The organism is Aquabacterium sp., assembly GCF_044226965.1.
Taxonomy (GTDB): Bacteria; Pseudomonadota; Gammaproteobacteria; order Burkholderiales; family Burkholderiaceae_C; genus Pseudaquabacterium.
This window is the reverse complement of record NZ_JBGAGA010000003.1, coordinates 86,332-104,623: the sequence shown is the minus strand read 5'-3', so window position 1 is coordinate 104,623 and position 18,292 is coordinate 86,332. Positions and strand designations below refer to the sequence as shown.

Annotated in this window: 12 protein-coding genes; 5 read left to right on the top strand and 7 right to left on the bottom strand. The window is 70.2% G+C overall.

From position 1 onward, the window contains the following. Nucleotides 1-108: 108 nt before the first annotated feature. The 3 genes from ACILR4_RS02405 to ACILR4_RS02395 form a co-directional block, all read right to left on the bottom strand. Nucleotides 109-2,337, bottom strand: coding sequence for a TonB-dependent receptor (locus ACILR4_RS02405; RefSeq protein ID WP_395699222.1), 2,229 nt, complete (start codon nt 2,335-2,337; stop codon nt 109-111). Nucleotides 2,338-2,522: 185 nt separating this feature from the next. Further along, nucleotides 2,523-3,500 carry a GMP reductase gene (locus tag ACILR4_RS02400; protein ID WP_395699221.1) on the bottom strand — a complete coding sequence of 326 codons (978 nt, stop codon included), beginning with the start codon at nt 3,498-3,500 and terminating at the stop codon, nt 2,523-2,525. Between the two features lie 297 nt (nt 3,501-3,797). Next, nucleotides 3,798-4,505 (bottom strand): hypothetical protein, encoded by a 708-nt coding sequence (locus ACILR4_RS02395; protein ID WP_395699220.1) that lies wholly within the window; start codon nt 4,503-4,505, stop codon nt 3,798-3,800. A 57-nt stretch (nt 4,506-4,562) separates the two neighbouring features. Here ACILR4_RS02395 and ACILR4_RS02390 point away from each other — a divergent pair, with 57 nt between their 5' ends. Both ACILR4_RS02390 and ACILR4_RS02385 read left to right on the top strand, forming a co-directional pair. Further along, nucleotides 4,563-6,980, top strand: a complete 2,418-nt coding sequence (locus ACILR4_RS02390; RefSeq protein ID WP_395699219.1) for a UvrD-helicase domain-containing protein — start codon at nt 4,563-4,565, stop codon at nt 6,978-6,980. Continuing rightward, nucleotides 6,980-8,884 (top strand): CHASE domain-containing protein, encoded by a 1,905-nt coding sequence (locus ACILR4_RS02385; RefSeq protein WP_395699218.1) that lies wholly within the window; start codon nt 6,980-6,982, stop codon nt 8,882-8,884. The genes ACILR4_RS02390 and ACILR4_RS02385 overlap by 1 nt, the downstream gene beginning before the upstream one ends. Nucleotides 8,885-8,944: 60 nt before the next feature. Here the strand turns inward: ACILR4_RS02385 and ACILR4_RS02380 are convergent, their stop codons facing one another. After that, a complete protein-coding gene (locus tag ACILR4_RS02380; protein WP_395699217.1) occupies nt 8,945-9,769 on the bottom strand; it encodes a BPSS1780 family membrane protein in 825 nt (274 codons plus the stop codon). Between the two features lie 25 nt (nt 9,770-9,794). After that, nucleotides 9,795-10,763 carry a homoserine kinase gene (locus ACILR4_RS02375; RefSeq protein ID WP_395699216.1) on the bottom strand — a complete coding sequence of 323 codons (969 nt, stop codon included), beginning with the start codon at nt 10,761-10,763 and terminating at the stop codon, nt 9,795-9,797. A gap of 56 nt (nt 10,764-10,819) precedes the next feature. On the opposite strand from ACILR4_RS02375, the gene polA reads away from it, so the two are divergent. Beyond that, a complete protein-coding gene (polA, locus tag ACILR4_RS02370) occupies nt 10,820-13,600 on the top strand; it encodes a DNA polymerase I (RefSeq protein WP_395699215.1) in 2,781 nt (926 codons plus the stop codon). A gap of 9 nt (nt 13,601-13,609) precedes the next feature. Here the strand turns inward: polA and ACILR4_RS02365 are convergent, their stop codons facing one another. Next, nucleotides 13,610-13,963 carry an EF-hand domain-containing protein gene (locus ACILR4_RS02365; protein ID WP_395699214.1) on the bottom strand — a complete coding sequence of 118 codons (354 nt, stop codon included), beginning with the start codon at nt 13,961-13,963 and terminating at the stop codon, nt 13,610-13,612. Next, complete coding sequence (locus ACILR4_RS02360; RefSeq protein WP_395699213.1) at nt 13,960-15,546, bottom strand: S10 family peptidase; 1,587 nt, start codon at nt 15,544-15,546, stop codon at nt 13,960-13,962. Before ACILR4_RS02360 ends, ACILR4_RS02365 begins: the two co-directional genes overlap by 4 nt. 146 nt (nt 15,547-15,692) lie before the next feature. Between ACILR4_RS02360 and ppk1 the strand changes: the two genes are divergently transcribed. Beyond that, entirely contained in the window at nt 15,693-17,777 is a 2,085-nt protein-coding gene (gene ppk1 / locus ACILR4_RS02355) for a polyphosphate kinase 1 (protein WP_395699212.1), read from the top strand. A 19-nt stretch (nt 17,778-17,796) separates the two neighbouring features. Beyond that, nucleotides 17,797-18,270 carry a SixA phosphatase family protein gene (locus ACILR4_RS02350; protein ID WP_395699211.1) on the top strand — a complete coding sequence of 158 codons (474 nt, stop codon included), beginning with the start codon at nt 17,797-17,799 and terminating at the stop codon, nt 18,268-18,270. The last annotated feature ends 22 nt before the right edge of the window (nt 18,271-18,292 follow it).

Sequence of the window (18,292 nt, the reverse complement as noted above, 5' to 3'; positions counted from 1 at the left end):
GGCGGCGACGGTTCAAGCGACGAAGCCAGGGGATCGCCCTGGCTTCGGATCAAGGTCTAGGGGAGCCCGCAATTGTAGAGGCGGGGTCTCCCGGCGGCGCCGTGGCCGTCAGAGGTTCATCTTGAACTGGACGCCCCAGGTGCGCGGGTCGTTGATGAAGCCGGTGTTGTTGTTGAAGTCGATGCCGCCGACTGCGCGGATCTGGTTGGTGATGTTGCGGCCGAACAGCGCGGCTTCGTACTTGCCGTTGCCCCAGTTGTAGCCGACGCGCACGCCGCCTTCGGTCAGCGACTTGCCGGTGAACTCGACCGCTTCGTACAGGAAGAAATTGATCTTGCTGCGGTAGACCCAGTCGGTGTAGACGAACACCTCGGCGCCCGGGCCCACCGGGAAGGCGTAGCGCGCGGTGAAGTTCAGCGTGTACTTCGGCGCCTGCGGCAGCGCGTTGCCGTTGATGTAGTAGAAGTTGCCGGTGCCCGGGCGCTTCGGGTCGATCATCGTGCACTGCGAGCAGCCGGCCACCGCCAGGTCCGAATCCTTGATCTTGGTGTCGTTGACGCTACCGCCCAAAGTGACCAGCAGGTTTTCCATCAGGTAGGCGTCGAGGTTGAACTCGATGCCGTCGCCGGTGGCCTTCTTCGCGCTCTTCAACTCGGTGACGTTGGCCGCGCCGCCCACCGCGGTGAGCTGCAGGTTCTTCACGTCGTAGTGGAAGACGCCGATCGCGATGCGGGCGCGCTTGTCGAGCAGGTCGCCCTTCAGGCCGGCTTCATACGAGGTGGTGGTCTCGGGACCGGCCTGGGTCTGGCCGCCGAAGGCCGAAGCCGCCTGGATGCTGGAGCCGCGGAAGCCGGTGGCCACGCGTGCGTAGGCATTCAGTGCCGGGCTCAGCGCATAGCTGCCGCTGAGGTCGCCGCTGACCTTCGAGTCCTTGGTATGAGCGGTGAGCCCATTGCTGGTGTTCACCGTGCCGAGGATCGGCGTGGTCGCGAAGTCCTTCTTGTCGCTGGTGTAGCGCAGGCCGGCGCGCAGGTTCAGTTCCTTGCTCACCGCGTAGTTCACCGAGCCGAAGGCGGCCCAGGCATTGTTCTTCTGCTCCGTCACCACCAGGCCCTGCAGCGTGCCGCCGCCCAGCGTGTTGTAGTCGTAGCTGTCGATCGCGTACTTCTCGTGGAACAGGTAGACGCCGGCCTGCCACGCGAGCTGGCCGCCGGTGGGCGACTCGACCCGGAACTCCTGCGACACCTGGCGGTGGCCATGGATGCCGCCGGCGGTTTCGGACGGGAAGGGGATCAGGCCTGGCCCGCCGCCGCTGGGCAGGAAGGCGGCGCCGTAGCCGCCGTCGATGTCGCCGCGGCTGTAGGCGTGCACGGTCTCGAGGCCGGTGATCGAGTGCAGGCGCAGGCCGCCCAGGTCCCAGGTCAGGCGGGCGCTGGCGCCGGTGTTCTCGAGCTGCTGTTCATTCTTGCCGTCGGTCGAGATCTTGCGCTCGTCGAAACCGTCGACCAGGTCGTTGGTGCCCTTCTTGATGATGTTGGCGCGGAACAGGCGGGCCGATCCGTCGAGCGAGCGGTTGTGGATGTTGAACAGCGCGCTGAAGTCCTTGCTCGGGGCCAGCAGGGCCTGCACGCGGATCGCACGGTCGTCATAGCCCTCGAGATCGTGGGTCGGCGCGTTGGCGACGGTGTTGGTGACCCAGTCGTTGCGGTGCTGCACCTGCGCCGAGATGCGCATCGAGGCGCTGTCACCAAGCTGGATGTTGCCCGCGCCCTCGGCATTCACGGTGCCGAAGGTGCCGTAGGAGATGCTGCCGTAGGCGTTCTGCTTCTTCGAGGGCTTGACCGAATCGAACTTCACCACGCCGGCCGGCGTGTTGCGGCCGAACAGCGTGCCCTGCGGGCCGGCCAGCACTTCCACCGCCGCCAGGTCGAACACCGGGTAGCCCTTGAGAATCGGGTTCTCCTGCACCACGTCGTCATAGATCAGCGAGACGGGCTGCGAGGCATTGCTGCGGAAGTCGGTGTTGCCATAGCCGCGGATGTAGAAGCGCGGGAAGGCGCGGCCGAAGGACGACTCGATGTTCAGGCTGGGCACGCGGCCGGCGAGCATGCGCACGTCCTGGCCGCTGGAGTTGATGACGTCGAGCTTCTCGCCGGAGAGGGAGAACACCGAGCTCGGCACGTCCTTGATGTTCTCGGTGCGGCGCTCGGCGGTGACGGTCACCGTCTGCAGCTTGCCGGTTTCCACCGGTTCGGCGGACTGGGCGAAGGCCGGGGCCGCGAAGGCCAGCGCCAGCGCGGCGGCCAAAGGATGACGGGCAAGGGTGGGGCGCAACATCGTGGGGCTTCCTGGTTGGAAAAGGGTCGCCCACCGATGCAAGCCCTGTGCCGCTGACGAGGCGGGCCAGACCCGTGGGACATCACAGAAGCATTTCATTCTGCATGTCAGGTCGCCTCAAAAGATGACCAAACGGTCAGGTGTTGCGCGGGCAACACGCCGGCCCCGGCGGGCCGGCCCATGGGTCACATGAACAAGTGCTCGCCGGCGTTCTCGCCGCCCAGCACCACGTAGTTCACCTTGCGCAGGTCGGCCAGCGCCCGGCCGCCGGCATAGCTGATCGAGCTCTGCAGGTCCTCGCGCATCTCGCGCAGGGTGTCCTCCAGTCGTCCCTTCACCGGCTCGAGGATGCGCTTGCCCTCGACGTGCTTGTACTCGCCCTTGTTGAAGTCGCTGGCCGAGCCGTAGTACTCCTTGTACAGCTTGCCGTCGACCTCGACCGTCTGTCCGGGCGACTCCTCGTGGCCCGCGAACAACGAGCCGACCATCACCATCGCGGCGCCGAAGCGCACGCTCTTGGCGATGTCGCCATGGTGACGGATGCCGCCGTCGGCAATGATGGGCTTGGTCGCGACGCGCGCGCACCATTTCAGCGCGGAGAGCTGCCACCCGCCAGTGCCGAAGCCGGTCTTCAGCCGCGTGATGCACACCTTGCCGGGGCCGATGCCCACCTTGGTGGCGTCGGCCCCCCAGTTCTCGAGGTCGATCACGCCCTCGGGCGTGCCGACATTGCCGGCGATCACGAAGGCCTGCGGCAGCTTCTGCTTGATGTGCTCGATCATGCGGCGCACGCTCTCGGCATGGCCGTGCGCGATGTCGATCGTGATGTAGTCGGCGCCCACGCCCTCGGCCGCCAGCTGGTCGACGACCGCGATGTCGGCCGGCTTCACGCCCGAGCTGATCGAGACGAACAGCCCCTGCTCGCGCATGCGCCGCGCATAGGCCACGTTGTCGAGGTCGAAGCGATGCATCACGTAGAAGTGGCCGCTGCGGGCCAGCTGTTCGGTGATGGTCTCGTCGACCACCGTCTTCATGTTGGCCGGCACCACCGGCAGCTTGAAGCGGCGGCCGCCGAATTCCACCGAGGGGTCGCACTCGGCGCGGCTGTCGACGCGGCATTTGCGCGGCAGCAGCAGGATGTTGTCGTAGTCGAAGATTTCCATGGCTCGGGTCTCGTCAGTTGACGCGGCGGCGTTGGGGCAGTGCCGCCACTGGGGCTGCGAGCGCTTGACCTGGGAACCCGGCACGGGCTGCGAGAGCCGTCCAGCGGGGAACGGTGCGGCCACGGAAAACCGGGCGCCAGAATTTGGGCCCGGTGGCTGATTCTACGCGGCGCCCAGGGCCAGCGGCGGCTGCGGGTTATCGGTGCCGAACGAGGCCTCGATGCCTGCGCCGAGGGTCGGCCGTTGTCGGCGCCCGAGAGATCACGCGCCTAGCGCCCAAAAGACGCGTCACGGACCTCAGCGCCGGCCGATCCTGCTGCCGCAGCGCGCTTCCGTCACTGCCAGCAGCCGGCCGTCGCGATCCTCGACCCAGCCACGCGCCTCGAAGCGCGTGGGGTCGGCACCCGACGGCCAGCGCAGCGCCCGCAGGTGCTTGGTGCCCTGGGCGCCGGCGGCGCCTTCCACCGGCAGCGGGCCGACGACCGTGCGCATCAGCGAGCGCTCGATCGCCGACCCCTCGCTGCCGGCGGGGATCTTCTCCACCAGCGCCATCCAGGCGCTGCTGCCGGGCGGCAGCGGGCCGCGCAGCTCGATCTGCAGCCCGAAGTAGCCGTTCCAGGCCGGGCCGGACACCATACGCAGGCGCAGCTTCGTGCGCGGCAGCGGCTGCGGCGGCGCGCTGCGCTCACCGGCCGGTGGCGGCGGGCCGCCGAAGCGCTGCGCGCGCTCGAGCGCTTCGCCGGAGGCGGCGGCCGACAGTGCGGCCTCGTCGCCCTGCGGTGTCGGCACGATCCAGTCGAACACCCAGGCCCCGGCGGGGGCGGCGGCATCGGGGCGGGCGGCCCAGCACTCGGGGCAATCGGCGCCGATGAAGCGCTCGACCACCGGTGCACCGGCGCGCGGGCAGGCCGGCGCCACTGGCGCCGCTGGCGCGGCCGACACGGTGCTCGAAGCGAGGGCCGAACCGAGGACCAGCCCGAGGGCGGCGAAGGCATGTCTTGACATGCGGCGCATTGTGGCGCCGGCACCGGGCGCGCGGGGAGCGGCTCCTAGAATCCCCCGATGCACCCTGATGTTCCCGATCGGCAGGCCGCGCTGGACGGCACCGGCACGCTGCTGCACAACCTGAACCCCGAGCAACTGGCCGCGGTGACGCTGCCGGCCAGGCCCGCGCTGATCCTGGCCGGCGCCGGCTCGGGCAAGACGCGGGTGCTGACCACGCGCATCGCCTGGCTGCTGGCCACCGGCCAGGTCTCGCCTGGCGGGCTGATGGCGGTGACCTTCACGAACAAGGCCGCCAAGGAAATGCTGACCCGGCTGCAGGCAATGCTGCCGATCGCCGTGCGCGGCATGTGGATCGGCACCTTCCACGGCCTGTGCAACCGCTTCCTGCGCGCGCACTGGAAGCTGGCCAACCTGCCGCAGTCGTTCCAGATCCTCGATTCGGCCGACCAGCTCTCGGCCGTCAAGCGCGTGATCAAGGCGATGAACCTGGACGAGCAGCGCTTCGTGCCCAAGCAGGTGAGCTGGTTCATCGCCGGCAGCAAGGAAGAGGGCCAGCGTCCAAAGGACGTGGAGGCACGCGACCCGCAGACGCGCACGATGGTCGAGGTCTACCAGGCCTACGAAGACCAGTGCCAGCGCGAAGGCGTGGTCGACTTCGCCGAGCTGATGCTGCGCACCTACGAGCTGCTGCGCGACAACGCCGCGCTGCGCGAGCACTACCAGCACCGCTTCCGCCACATCCTGGTCGACGAGTTCCAGGACACCAACCGGCTGCAGTACCGCTGGCTGCAGATGTTCGCACCGCCGCCCGGGCGCCAGGGGACGCACGGCCCGCTGGCGCAGGGCGTGTTCGCGGTCGGCGACGACGACCAGAGCATCTACGCCTTCCGCGGCGCGCAGGTGGGCAACATGGCCGACTTCGAGCGCGAGTACCACGTCGAGCGGGTGATCAAGCTGGAGCGCAACTACCGCTCCTTCGGCAACATCCTCGACAGTGCGAACGCGCTGATCTCGCACAACAGCCGGCGCCTGGGCAAGAACCTGCGCACCGAGGCCGGCCCTGGCGAGCCGGTGCGGGTGAGCGAGGCCACCAGCGACTATGCCGAGGCGCAGTGGCTGCTGGAAGAGGCGCAGCAGCTGCACCGCAGCGGCACGCCGCGCAGCGAGATCGCGGTGCTGTACCGCAGCAACGCCCAAAGCCGCGTGATCGAGAGCGCGCTGTTCAATGCCGGCATTCCCTACCGCGTGTACGGCGGCCTGCGCTTCTTCGAGCGTGCCGAGGTCAAGCATGCGCTGGCCTACCTGCGCCTGGTCGAGAACCCGAACGACGACACCTCGTTCCTGCGCGTCGTCAACTTCCCGGCGCGCGGCATCGGCGCGCGCAGCGTCGAGCAGCTGCAGGACGCGGCGCGCCAGAGCGGCCGCAGCCTGTACCAGAGCGTGGGCGCGCTCAGCGGCAAGGCCGGCGCCAACCTGGCCGCCTTCAATGCGCTGGTCGACGGCCTGCGCGAGCGCACGCGCGGGCTCACGCTGCGCCAGATCATCGACGAGATGCTCAAGGACAGCGGCCTCGTCGAGTTCTATCGCACCGAGAAGGAGGGGGCCGAGCGCATCGAGAACCTGCAGGAACTGGTCAATGCCGCCGAGGCCTTCGTCACGCAGGAAGGCTTCGGCAAGGACGCGGTGGCCTTGCCGGTGGACGAGACCGCGCCCGGCACCATCGCCGAGGGCACGCCCACCGCGGTGGCGGCGGTGACGCTGACGCCCGATGCCGAGACCGGCGAGATCCTGTCGCCGCTGGCGGCCTTCCTGACCCATGCCGCGCTGGAGGCCGGCGACAACCAGGCCCAGGCCGGCCAGGACGCGCTGCAGCTGATGACGGTGCATGCCGCCAAGGGCCTGGAGTTCGACTGCGTCTTCATCACCGGGCTGGAAGAGGGCCTGTGCCCGCACGAGAACGCGCTGTCCGATGCCGACGGGCTGGAGGAAGAGCGCAGGCTGATGTACGTGGCCATCACCCGCGCTCGCAAGCGCCTGTACCTGAGCTTCAGCCAGACCCGGCTGCTGCATGGGCAGACGCGCTACAACGTCAAGAGCCGCTTCCTCGAAGAGCTGCCCGAGGGTGCGCTGAAATGGCTGACGCCGAAGAACCAGGGCTTCGGCTCGGGCTATGCGCGCGAGTACCAGAGCGCCTGGGCGCGCGGCTCGGGCCTGGGTTCGGTGGTGGGCGCCGGGCGGGTCGAAGGCCGGCCGGCCTATGCCGCACCACCCCCGCCGCCGATGATGCCCAGCAAGACCGCCGCGCCGGCGCACGGCCTGCGCGTGGGCCAGTCGGTGTTCCACAACAAGTTCGGTGAAGGCGTGGTGCTGACGCTCGAAGGCAGCGGCACCGATGCGCGGGCCCAGGTGCACTTCAACCGCCATGGCGCGAAGTGGCTGGCGCTGTCGGTGGCCAAGCTGACGCCGGTGAGCTGATGCCTGCCAGCGCGCCGCGGGCCCGACACCTCGCCGCCTGGGGGGTGCTGGCGGCGGCGCTCGTGGTGTCGGCCGTGTCGTTCTGGCTGGTGCGCACGCTGGTCCAGCGGGAAGCGGCGGCGCGCTTCGAGGCCCAGGCCACCGACACCGCCGCACGCATCCAGGCCAGGCTGCTGGCCTACGAGGCGGTGCTCGACGGTCTGCGTGCGCTGATGATGAGCCGCCCGGAGGTGAGCCGCGGGGATTTCAGGCGTTATGTCGAGACGCTGGACCTGCCACAGCGCTACCCGGCCATCCTCACCGCCAACTTCGCGCGACGCGTGCTGCAGGCCGAAAAGGCCCGCTACGAGGCCGCGGTGCGGGCCGACAGCAGCCGCGACCCCGGCGGCTACCCGGGCTTTGCGATCTACCCGCCCGGCGAGCGCGACGAGTACCTGGTGATCGACTACATCGAGCCCTTCGACGAACCGGGCCGCAATGCCACGTTCGGCCGCGACGTCTACGGCGTGCAGCCGCATGCCGAGCAGCGCATCCGCGCCAGCGAGCTGGCGCGCGACAGCGGGCTGCCCTACAGCTCGGGCCGTCCGATCGACGATCCGCGGGTGCTGGCCACGCCGGTGCTCGGTGTGCGCCTGGCGGTGTACCGCGCCGGCGCACCCATCGACACCGTCGTGCAGCGGCGCGCGGCCTTCAGTGGCTCGGTGGGCTATGCGCTGTCGATCAACCACCTGCTGGAGGTGGCGATCGGCCAGTCCGCGGCGCGGCGCTTCGATCTGCGGCTGGAAGATGCCGGACCGGTGGGCGTGACGGGCGAGCCCGCATCCGAAGCGTTCGTGCTGTTCGACAGTCACGACCCCGATGCGCCGGCCGGCCATGCGATGCCCTTGCAGGCCCAGCGCGAGCTGGCGATGGCCGGCCGCCGCTGGCGCCTGGAGTTCACCGACCGCGCCCCGCCCGACATGGCGGCCACCTTGCTGGTGTGGGGCACGCTGCTGGGGGGGGCCTGCATCGGCCTGCTGCTGTTCTCGCTGGTGCGCTCGCTCGAATCCTCGCGCCAGGTGGCCGTGCTGCGCGAGCGCGAGGCACAGCTGGCCGCGCACCGGGATGCACTGGAACAGCAGGTGCACGAACGCACGCTGCAGCTGCAGGCGGCCAAGGAGCGCGCCGAGGCCGCCAGCGAGGCCAAGACCGGCTTCCTCACCCGCATGAGCCACGAGCTGCGCACGCCGCTGAATGCCGTGCTGGGCTATGCCCAGCTGCTGCAGATGGACCCGGCGCTCGGTGCGCGCCAGCGCCATGGCGTCGACACCATCCGGCTCAGTGGCGAGCACCTGCTCGGGCTGGTGAACGACATCCTGGACCTCGCGCGCATCGAGGCCGGCAAGGCCGAGCTGCTGCCCGCGCCGCTGTGGCTGGCGCCGTTCCTGCAGGGCGTGGCCGACATCGCCCGCGTGAAGATCGAGGAAAAGGGCGTGGCCTTTGCGGTCGAGATCGATCCGGCGCTGCCGCCCGGCGTGCTGGCCGACGAACAGCGCCTGCGCCAGGTGCTGCTGAACCTGCTGGGCAACGCCGCGAAGTTCACCGATCACGGCCAGGTGCGCCTGGCTGTCCGGCGAGATGTCGATGCGCCGCCCGAAGCCGAAGGCCGGGTGGCCATCGCCTTCAGCGTCGAGGACAGCGGGGTAGGCATCGGGCCCGAGCACCTGGAGTCGATCTTCCAACCCTTCGAGCAGGCGGGCGAGGCGCGCCGCCGCGCCGGTGGCAGCGGGCTGGGCCTGGCGATCACGCGCCAGTTGCTGAGACTGATGGGCAGCGACATCGCGGTGCACAGCACGCCGGGCGCGGGCAGCCGCTTCGCCTTCACGTTGCGGCTGCCGGCGCTGACCGCCGTTGCGAGCGCCTGAGCGCCACAGGGTCGCGGCCCGCGCCGCTGGATCGCCCTGGTCGGGACCAGCGTTCAGGCGTCAGGGCGCCGATGTCCCCGCGCCGGCATCGTCCGGCGCGAAGGTGTCGATGAACATGAACCACAGCGAGGCATAGAACGCCGAGCTCAGCGACAGCATGATCAGCAGGCCCGGCAGCAGGGCCAGCGCGCCACCGCCGCCCGCCGCGAGCAGCGCGCTCAGCAGGCCGGCCAGCAGGCTGCCCAGCAGCGTGCAGCCGATCCATGACAGTCCGTACAGCAGCACCGCGCCGCGCGTGCGCCACAGCGCGATGGTGCTGGAGAACAGCGCCTGGAAGGCGCCCTGGCCGCCCCAGCGCACCAGCGCCAGCGCATGCCAGTACGGCACCGAGACCAGCGCGACCAGCAGCGTGATGGTGTTGGCCAGCCGCGCCACCGCGGCGCTGCCGAACACCTCCATCATGTCCTGCGCTCCCGACTGCGGCCGGGCCAGGGGCTTGAAGGCCTGCCGCAGTTCGTCGCCGCCGCTCCAGAAGGCCAGGGCGACGATGGCGGTCACGAGCAGGCCGTAGGCGCCACACAGCAGCAGCATCGTGCGCAGGCGGCGCGGCGGCTCGCGCCACAGCGCGAACCAGTGCGCCAGGCCGATCGGCCGGCCCTGCTGCACGTCCTGCGTGGCGCCCATGAACAGCAGCGACAGCAGCGGCAGCAGGCTGGTCGCCAGCCAGGGGCCCAGCAGCGGAATCGAGCCCAGCAGCGCGCTCGTCAGCAGGAAGGCGAAGAACAGCAGGCTGTAGCCCAGCGGGTGGTGGAAGTAGGCGCGAAAGCCCTCGCGCAGCCAGGCCTGGCCTCGCGAAGCAGCTACCGGACGCAGGCGCAGTCCCATCGTGGTCAATCGGTCAGGTGTCGGATCAGCGCGGCGGATGCCACGGGGCGTCGAGCCGTGCACGCAGCACGCGCTCGAAGTGCTGCGGGTCCTTGGGCTGCAGCAGCGCGGCCTCGCGCGGCAGGAACCAGTCCCCCAGCCGCGAGAGCCAGAAGCGCAGCGCCGCGGCGCGCAGCAGGGCGGGCATCAGCCGCACCTCGGCCGGCGACAGCGGGCGTTCGCGCTCGTAGGCCTGCACCAGCGCAGCGGCCAGCGGCTCGTCGAGCCGGCCGGATTCGTCGTCGACGCACCAGTCGTTCAGGCACACCGCCAGGTCGTAGCCGAAGGTGTCGGTGCCGGCGAAGTAGAAGTCGAAGCAGGCGGTGAGCTTCTCGTGGCCGGGCAGGCCGTCGAACAGCACGTTGTCGCGGAACAGGTCGGCATGCACCGCGCCGCGCGGCAGCGCCTGGTAGGCCGCCGAGGCGGCGAGCTGCTGCTGGAACGCCAGTTCGTCGGCCAGCAGTGCGCGCTGCGTGTCGGCCAGGTGGGGCTGCAGGCGCGGCGCGATCTGCTGCCACCAGTCCAGCCCGCGCAGGTTGGGCTGCTGCAGCGGGAAGTCGGCCACGGCCAGGTGCATGCGCGCGAGCATCGCGCCCAGCTGTGCGCAGTGGTGCAGGTCGGGCGCCAGCTGGTGATGGCCGGGCAGCGCATTGACCAGCGCGGCCGGCTTGCCGGCCAGGCGGTGCACGATCTCGCCGGCGGCGTCGGCGCGCGGCTCGGGCACCGGCAGGCCGTGGCGCGCCAGATGCTGCATCAGCCGCAGGTAGAACGGCAGCTGCTCGAAGCCCAGGCGCTCGAACACCGTCAGCACCCAGCGGCCGCGGCTGGAGTCGACGAAGTAGTTGGTGTTCTCGATGCCCGCGCCGATGCCCTGCATCGCGATGAACTCGCCGGCATCCAGGCGAGCCAGCAGCGCGGCGGCATCCGCCTCGGAAATCGGTGTGAAGACGGCCATGAGCGGGCGGATTCTACGCAGCGGGTGCCGGCGATCCGCTCACGCACAATCGCCCGATGAACTCTCCCGCGCACGTGCCGACCCTGCTGCTGGTCGACGGCTCCAGCTACCTCTACCGCGCCTACCATGCGCTGCCAGACCTGCGCGGGCCGGACGGCTTTCCCACCGGCGCGATCCACGGCCTGGTGGCGATGATGAAGCGACTGCGCGAGCAGGTCGGCGCCGGCCATGCCTGCTGCGTGTTCGACGCGCCCGGCAAGACCTTCCGCGACGACTGGTACCCCGAGTACAAGGCGCATCGCGCGCCGATGCCCGACGACCTGCGGCTGCAGATCGAGCCGATCCACGAGGTGGTGAAGCTGCTCGGCTGGCCGGTGCTGCAGGTGCCGGGCATCGAGGCCGACGATGCGATCGGCACGTTGGCGCGGGTCGGCGCGGCCAGCGGCCACCGGGTGGTCATCTCCACCGGCGACAAGGACCTGGCCCAGCTGGTCAACGAGCAGGTCACGCTGATCAACACGATGAGCAACGAGCGCCTGGACATCGAGGGCGTGAAGGCCAAGTTCGGGGTGGCGCCCGATCGCATCATCGACTACCTCACGCTGATCGGCGACACGGTGGACAACGTGCCCGGCGTCGACAAGGTCGGTCCGAAGACCGCCGCGAAGTGGATCGCCGAGCACGGTTCGCTCGACGGCGTGATCGCCGCCGCGCCGGGCATCAAGGGCGCCGCCGGCGAGAACCTGCGCAAGGCGCTGGACTGGCTGCCGCAGGGCCGGCGGCTGATCACCGTGGTGACCGACTGCGACCTCGGCGGCCACCTGCCCGGCTGGCCCTCGATCGAGCAGCTGGCGCTGAAGGAGGTCGACAAGCCCGGGCTGCTGGATTTCTACCAGCGCTTCGGCTTCCGCGCCTGGCGCAAGGAGCTCGAGACCGACCTGGGCGTGGCGCCACCGCCTGCCGCCGCAGCCACGGTGGGCACCGTGGGCGCCGACGACGATCCGCCACCGCCGCCCGATAACACCGGATTGACGCGGCACTACGAAACCGTGCTGACGATGGAGCGGCTGCAGCACTGGATCGGCGTGCTGCAGCGGGCCGAGCTCGCGGCGCTGGACACCGAGACCGATTCGTTGGACCCGATGCGCGCGCGCATCGTCGGCGTTTCGTTCGCGGTGACGCCCGGGGAGGCGGCCTACGTGCCCCTGCGCCACGACTACCCCGGCGCGCCCGACCAGCTGCCGCTGGACGCGGTGCTGGCCGCGCTGCGCCCCTGGCTCGAAGACGAGCGCTTTGCCAAGGTCGGGCAGAACACCAAGTACGACACGCACGTGCTGGCCAACCATGGCATCACGGTGCGCGGCTGGCGCTTCGACACCTTGCTGGAAAGCTACGTCTTCGAGGCGCATCTCGCGCACAGCCTGGAGAAGCTGGCGCAGCGGCATCTGAACCGCCAGGGCCTGAGCTACGAGGACCTGTGCGGCAAGGGCGCGAACCAGATCCCGTTCTCGCAGGTCGACATCGCGCGCGCCACCGAATACAGCGGCGAGGACAGCGAGATGACGCTGCAGGTGCACCAGGTGCTGTACCCGCGCATCGCGGCGCAGCCCGGCCTGCTGAAGGTGTACGGCGAGATCGAGATGCCGGTGTCGGCGCTGCTGGCGCGCATCGAGCGCCATGGCGTGCTGATCGACAGCGCGCTGCTCGCGCAGCAGAGCCGCGAGCTGGCCGAGCGCATGGTGCAGCTCGAGCAGCAGGCCTACGAGATCGCCGGCCAGCCCTTCAACCTGGGCTCGCCCAAGCAGATCGGCGAGATCCTGTTCGGCCGGCTCGGCCTGCCGGTGAAGAAGAAGACCGCCTCGGGCGCGCCGAGCACCGATGAAGACGTGCTGCAGGAGCTGGCCGCCGACTTCCCGCTGCCGGCGCGCATCCTCGAGCACCGCAGCCTGGCCAAGCTGAAGGGTACCTACACCGACAAGCTGCCGCAGATGGTGAACCCGGCCACCGGCCGCGTGCACACCAACTATGCGCAGGCGGTGGCGGTGACCGGCCGGCTGTCGAGCAACGACCCGAACCTGCAGAACATTCCCATCCGCACGCCCGAAGGCCGGCGCGTGCGCGAAGCCTTCATCGCGCCGCCGGGGCATGTGGTGGCCTCGGCCGACTACTCGCAGATCGAGCTGCGCATCATGGCCCACATCAGCGGCGACCCCGGGCTGACGCGCGCCTTCGCCGAAGGCATGGACGTGCACCGCGCCACGGCGTCCGAGGTGTTCAACATTGCGCCTGATGCGGTCACCAGCGAGCAGCGGCGCTATGCCAAGACCATCAACTTCGGCCTGATCTACGGCATGGGCGCGTTCGGGCTGGCGCAGTCGCTGGGCATCGAGCAGAAGGCGGCGCGCGACTACATCGACCGCTACTTCGCGCGCTTTGCCGGCGTCAAGCGCTACATGGACGAGACCAAGGCGCAGGCCGCGGCGCGTGGCTATGTCGAGACGCTGTTCGGCCGCCGCATCGAGCTGCCGGACATCCGCGGCGGCAATGGCCCGCGCCGCTCGGGCGCCGAGCGCCAGGCCATCAATGCGCCGATGCAGGGCACCGCAGCCGACCTGATCAAGCTGGCGATGATCGCGGTGCAGGGCGCGCTGGATGCGCAGCAGCGGCGCACCGCGATCGTGATGCAGGTGCACGACGAGCTGGTCTTCGAGGTGCCGGAAGACGAGCTGGACTGGGTGCGCACCGAGGTGCCGCGGCTGATGGCCGGCGTGGCGCAGCTGAGCGTGCCTTTGCTGGCGGAGATCGGCATCGGTCCCAATTGGGACCAGGCACATTGAGCGCCGTCCTCAGCGCTCGGCCGCTGACTTTGCCAGGTACCGCTGCAGCTCGTCGAAGCTGACGCTGCCGCTGCCCTGCGTGTCGATGCGCTCGAAGTGGCGGCTGACGAAGCCGAGGCCGGCGCGTTCGGCCTGCGCGCGGCTGATGGCGCCGTAGCCGCGCGGGTCGGCGGCGTCGAAGCGGCGGCGCAGCGTGTCGGTCACCTGCGCCTGCAGCGCGGCGCCCGAGGTCGGCGGCTCGGCGCTGCGGATGCGCGCGGCGGGGGGCACCCAGGGATCGGCGCGGCGCGGCGCGGGCGGGTCAGCCGCGTGCAGCGTGGCCGGCAGCAGCAGGACCAGCCAGGCCAGGCGGGTGGCGTTCATGGCGTGGTCCTCAGGCTGCGGTAGAAGTCGGCCAGCACGGCACGCTGGGCGCGGCGGCCGTCGTCGTCCAGGTAGGTCATGTGCCCGCCAGCGACATGGTGGAAGGTGATGCGCGACTGCGCGGACAGGCGCCGCAGGTCGCTGCGCGTCTGCTGGAACGGCGTGGCCAGATCGTGGTGGCCGTTGAGCGACAGCACGCGCAGCCGCGGGTTCAGGGTCATCGCGGTGGCGAGGTCGGGCACCGTGTCGGGCAGCGACTTGCCGTTGTGCGAAAAGCGCCATGCGTCGATCGCGTTGCTGAAATCCGTGTAGGTCGTCGGGCTGGTGTAGGCCAGGTCCTGCGCCAGGTAGCGGCGTGTCGCGGCGATGTAGGCCGACTGGATGACGGTCAGCGAGGGGTCGCCGTCCACCGCCAGCGGGCCGTTGGCCGCACCGGCAATGCGGGCGTCGTAACGGCCGAGCAACTGGCCCGGCAGCAGCTCGGCGCGGAACACGTCCGGCTGGAGGTTCAGTCGCGCCTGCCATTGCGTTGCCGGCAGGCCGGTGAGGGCGGCCAGGTCGGTGTAGAGCTGCGGCGTCGGCAGCGCCTGGCCCACCAGGTAGGCCGACAGCGCGGGGCCGTAGCGCTCGTCGGCAAAGCTCATCGCCTGCAACACGAAGGCCGTCACATCGGCCGGCGCCGGCTGGGTGCGGTTGAACCAGGCGCCGGTGGCCGCGTAACTGGGCAGGTAGCCCCCGCACGAGGCGCCGGCATCGTCGACCACCCCGCAATTGGTGTTGTAGTTCAGCACCGAGGACAGCAACACCACCCCATCGACGCCGATGCCGGCGGCCTCCAGTTCCTCGGCCAGCACCGCCGAGCGCGTGGTGCCATAGGACTCGCCGAAGATCACTCGTGGCGCGGCCGCGCGGCCATTGGCTTCGAGGTAGCGCGCGATGAAGTCGCGGAACACCTTGGCATCGGCATCCACGCCCCAATAGCTGCGGTTGGTGGCCGGCGCAATGGCCTGCGAATAGCCGGTGCCCACCGCGTCGACGAACACCAGGTCGCTGACATCGAGCAGCGTCTCGGCATTGTCGACCAGCGTGAAGGCGCCGGCGATCTGGTTGCTCGGCATGCGCGTGTCCAGCCGCTTCGGGCCGAAGGAGCCCATGTGCAGCCACAGCGAGGCCGAGCCCGGACCGCCGTTGTAGAAGAAGGTGACCGGCCGCGTGGCCGGGTTCGCGCCATTGAGCGTGTAGGCGACGTAGAAGAACGAGGCCTGCGGCTTGCCGGTGCCGACCTCGTTGGCAATGAGGTGGCCGGCGGTGGCGCTGTAGTCCAACGTCCCGCTGGCCAGCACCACGCGGTGCTGCGTGACGGAGCGGGCTTCGCTGGGCACGGCCAGCGTGGCGTTGGCATCGGTGGCATACAGCGTCGGGTCGGTGAACGGGGTGCTCACCGGCGGCGGGGTGCTGGTGTCGCCGCTGGTGCCGCCGCCCCCACCGCCGCAACCCGGCAACGGGGCCAGGCAGGCGATCGCGAGCCAGGCCGCCAGCCGGCGCCGGCCACGCGGTGACAGAAGCAGGTCAGGCACTGTCATGAGCGATCTCCCCGCGCGATGATCGCAGCATGCCGGCACCTGACCAAGACAGGGATTTTCCGCTCCTGCCGCCTGTGGCCGCGACGCCGCAGGCGCGTGCCATCGGTGTCACAGACTTGTCGCACGAGCGTCATATGCTCCCGTCAATGACGTCCGCCAGCCCCGAGCAGCCGGGCCTGCCGCCGCTGCTGAACCGCGAACAGGCCATCCTCGAATTCAACCGCCGCGTGCTGGCCCAGGCCAGCCGTGCGGACGTGCCGCTGCTCGAGCGGCTGCGCTACATCACGATCGTCTCGTCCAACCTCGACGAGTTTTTCGAGGTGCGCTTCGCCGATGCGCTGGAAGCCATGCGCGAGGCGCCCGGCGGCGGCCCGCAGCGCGACGCCCTGCGGGCGGTGGCCGCCGAGGCGCACGCGATCATCGACCGCCAGTACGCGGTGTTCAACGACGACCTGATGCCCGCGCTGCAGCGCGAAGGCATCGTGATCCTGAACCATGCCGAGCGCAATGCGGCGCAACGCCAGTGGGTGGCGCGCTTCTTCGAGGCGCAGGTGCGGCCGCTGCTGGTGCCGGTGGGGCTGGACCCGGCGCATCCGTTTCCGCAGGTCGCGAACAAGTCGCTGAACTTCATCGTTCACCTCGGTGGCAAGGACGCCTTCGGGCGCGAGAACCCGATCGCCATTGTCAAGGTGCCGCGCGTGCTGCCCCGCGTGATCGCGCTGCCGCGCGAGCTGTGTCCGCCGGGCACGCAGGGTTTCGTGCTGCTGACCAGCGTGATCCGTGCGCACCTGGAAACCCTGTTCGGTGGCCGGCCGGTCGACGCGTTCTCGCAGTTCCGCGTGACACGCGATTCGGACCTCGATGTCGACGAGGAGGACGTGGCCAACCTGCGGCAGGCCTTGCGCACCGGCCTGACGACGCGGCACTTCGGCCAGGCCATCCGCATCGAGGTGGTGAAGAGCTGCCCCGAGTCGCTGTGGCGTTTCCTGCTCGACCAGTACGCGCTGCCCGAGGCGGCGCTGTACCGCGTCAACGGTCCGGTCAACCTGGTGCGGCTGAACCAGCTGATCGACCAGGTCGATGCGCCGCACCTGCGCTTCCCGCCCTTCGAGCCCCGCTGGCCGGCCTTGGGCCTGCCGCCCGGCGAGTCGATCCTGGCGCAGGTGCGCGAGCGTGACGTGCTGCTGCACCACCCCTTCGAGAGCTTCGAGCCGGTGGTGCAGTTCCTGCGCGAGGCGGTGCAGGACCCCGACGTGCTGGCCATCAAGCAGACCATCTACCGCACCGGCAACCGCTCGGTGCTGATGGAGCTGCTGATCGAGGCCGCGCGTCGCGGCAAGGAAGTGATCGCGGTCGTCGAGTTGAAGGCCCGCTTCGACGAGGAAGCCAACATCAACTGGGCCGAGCGGCTGGAGGCGGTGGGCGCGCAGGTGGTCTACGGCATCGTCGGATTCAAGACCCACGCCAAGCTGCTGCTGGTGACGCGGCGGGAAACCGGCCCGCGCGGTGCCACGTTCTTGAGGCGTTATGTGCATCTGTCGACCGGCAACTACAACCCGTCCACCGCAAAGCTCTACACCGATGTCGGCATGTTCACCGCCGACCCGCACCTGACGGCCGACGCCGATGCGGTGTTCCACCAGCTCACCAGCCTGACGCGGGTGCGCTCGCAGCGCCACCTGCTGACCGCGCCCTTCGTGCTGCACCGCCGGCTGATGGCCCACCTGGCCGAGGTCGCCAAGGCCGCGCGTGCAGGCCGGCCGGCGCGGGTGGTGGTGAAGATCAACGCGCTGACCGATCCGGCCCTGATCGGTGCACTGGTGGCCGCGGCGCAGGCCGGTGCCGAGGTCGACCTGATCGTGCGCGGCGCCTGCATGCTGCCCGCGGGCCTGCCTGGCCTCACCGACCGGGTGCGCGTGCGCTCGGTGGTCGGCCGTTTCCTCGAGCACACCCGGGTGCTGTACTTCCGCTGGGGCGCCAGCGAAGAGGAGGAGGTGCTGTACCTGTCGAGTGCCGACTGGATGGGCCGCAACATGTTCCGCCGCATCGAGCTGGCCTGGGCGGTGCGCGATGCGCAGCTGCGCCAGCGGGTGATCGACGAATGCCTGGTGCCCTACCTGCACGACGAGCGCGATGCCTGGCTGCAGGCGCCCGACGGCAGCTACCGCCGCGTGGCCGAGAGCGGCAAGAGCGCCCAGGCCGCGCTGATGGCGCGCTATCGCAGTGCCTGACCGGCCTGGCGGACGGACGATGGACCTGATCCTCTGGCGCCATGCCGAAGCCCGCGACGTTACCGAGGGCGAGGACGACCTGCAGCGGCCGCTGACCCTGCGCGGGCAGAAGCAGGCGCAACGCATGGCCGAGTGGCTGAACCGCTTCCTGCCGGCAAGCACCAGGGTGCTGGTGAGCCCCGCCCTGCGCACGCGGCAGACCGCCGATGCGCTGGGCCGCAAGTACCGGCTGATCGAGAGCCTCGCGCCGGGCGCCGGTTCGAGCCAGCTGCTGACGGCCGCGCGCTGGCCCGACAGCCGCGAGCCGGTGCTGGTCGTGGGCCACCAGCCGACGCTGGGCCAGACCGCGGCCTACCTGATGGCGGGTGCCGATGCGTTGCAGAGCCCGGCCTGGGGCGTCAAGAAGGGCGCGGTGTGGTGGCTGCGCCACCGGGTGCGCGACGGCGTGCCCGATGTCGTGCTGGTCTCGGTGCGCACGCCGGACAAGCTGTAGCCGCTGGCGCCGGGGCGTGGCC

Excerpts from the sequence above, each read along its gene's own strand:
- ACILR4_RS02405 (WP_395699222.1), bottom strand. The coding sequence starts at position 2,337 with ATGTTGCGCCCCACCCTTGCCCGTCATCCTTTGGCCGCCGCGCTGGCG.
- ACILR4_RS02400 (WP_395699221.1), bottom strand. The coding sequence starts at position 3,500 with ATGGAAATCTTCGACTACGACAACATCCTGCTGCTGCCGCGCAAATGC.
- ACILR4_RS02395 (WP_395699220.1), bottom strand. The coding sequence starts at position 4,505 with ATGTCAAGACATGCCTTCGCCGCCCTCGGGCTGGTCCTCGGTTCGGCC.
- ACILR4_RS02390 (WP_395699219.1), top strand. The coding sequence starts at position 4,563 with ATGCACCCTGATGTTCCCGATCGGCAGGCCGCGCTGGACGGCACCGGC.
- ACILR4_RS02385 (WP_395699218.1), top strand. The coding sequence starts at position 6,980 with ATGCCTGCCAGCGCGCCGCGGGCCCGACACCTCGCCGCCTGGGGGGTG.
- ACILR4_RS02380 (WP_395699217.1), bottom strand. The coding sequence starts at position 9,769 with ATGGGACTGCGCCTGCGTCCGGTAGCTGCTTCGCGAGGCCAGGCCTGG.
- ACILR4_RS02375 (WP_395699216.1), bottom strand. The coding sequence starts at position 10,763 with ATGGCCGTCTTCACACCGATTTCCGAGGCGGATGCCGCCGCGCTGCTG.
- polA (WP_395699215.1), top strand. The coding sequence starts at position 10,820 with ATGAACTCTCCCGCGCACGTGCCGACCCTGCTGCTGGTCGACGGCTCC.
- ACILR4_RS02365 (WP_395699214.1), bottom strand. The coding sequence starts at position 13,963 with ATGAACGCCACCCGCCTGGCCTGGCTGGTCCTGCTGCTGCCGGCCACG.
- ACILR4_RS02360 (WP_395699213.1), bottom strand. The coding sequence starts at position 15,546 with ATGACAGTGCCTGACCTGCTTCTGTCACCGCGTGGCCGGCGCCGGCTG.
- ppk1 (WP_395699212.1), top strand. The coding sequence starts at position 15,693 with ATGACGTCCGCCAGCCCCGAGCAGCCGGGCCTGCCGCCGCTGCTGAAC.
- ACILR4_RS02350 (WP_395699211.1), top strand. The coding sequence starts at position 17,797 with ATGGACCTGATCCTCTGGCGCCATGCCGAAGCCCGCGACGTTACCGAG.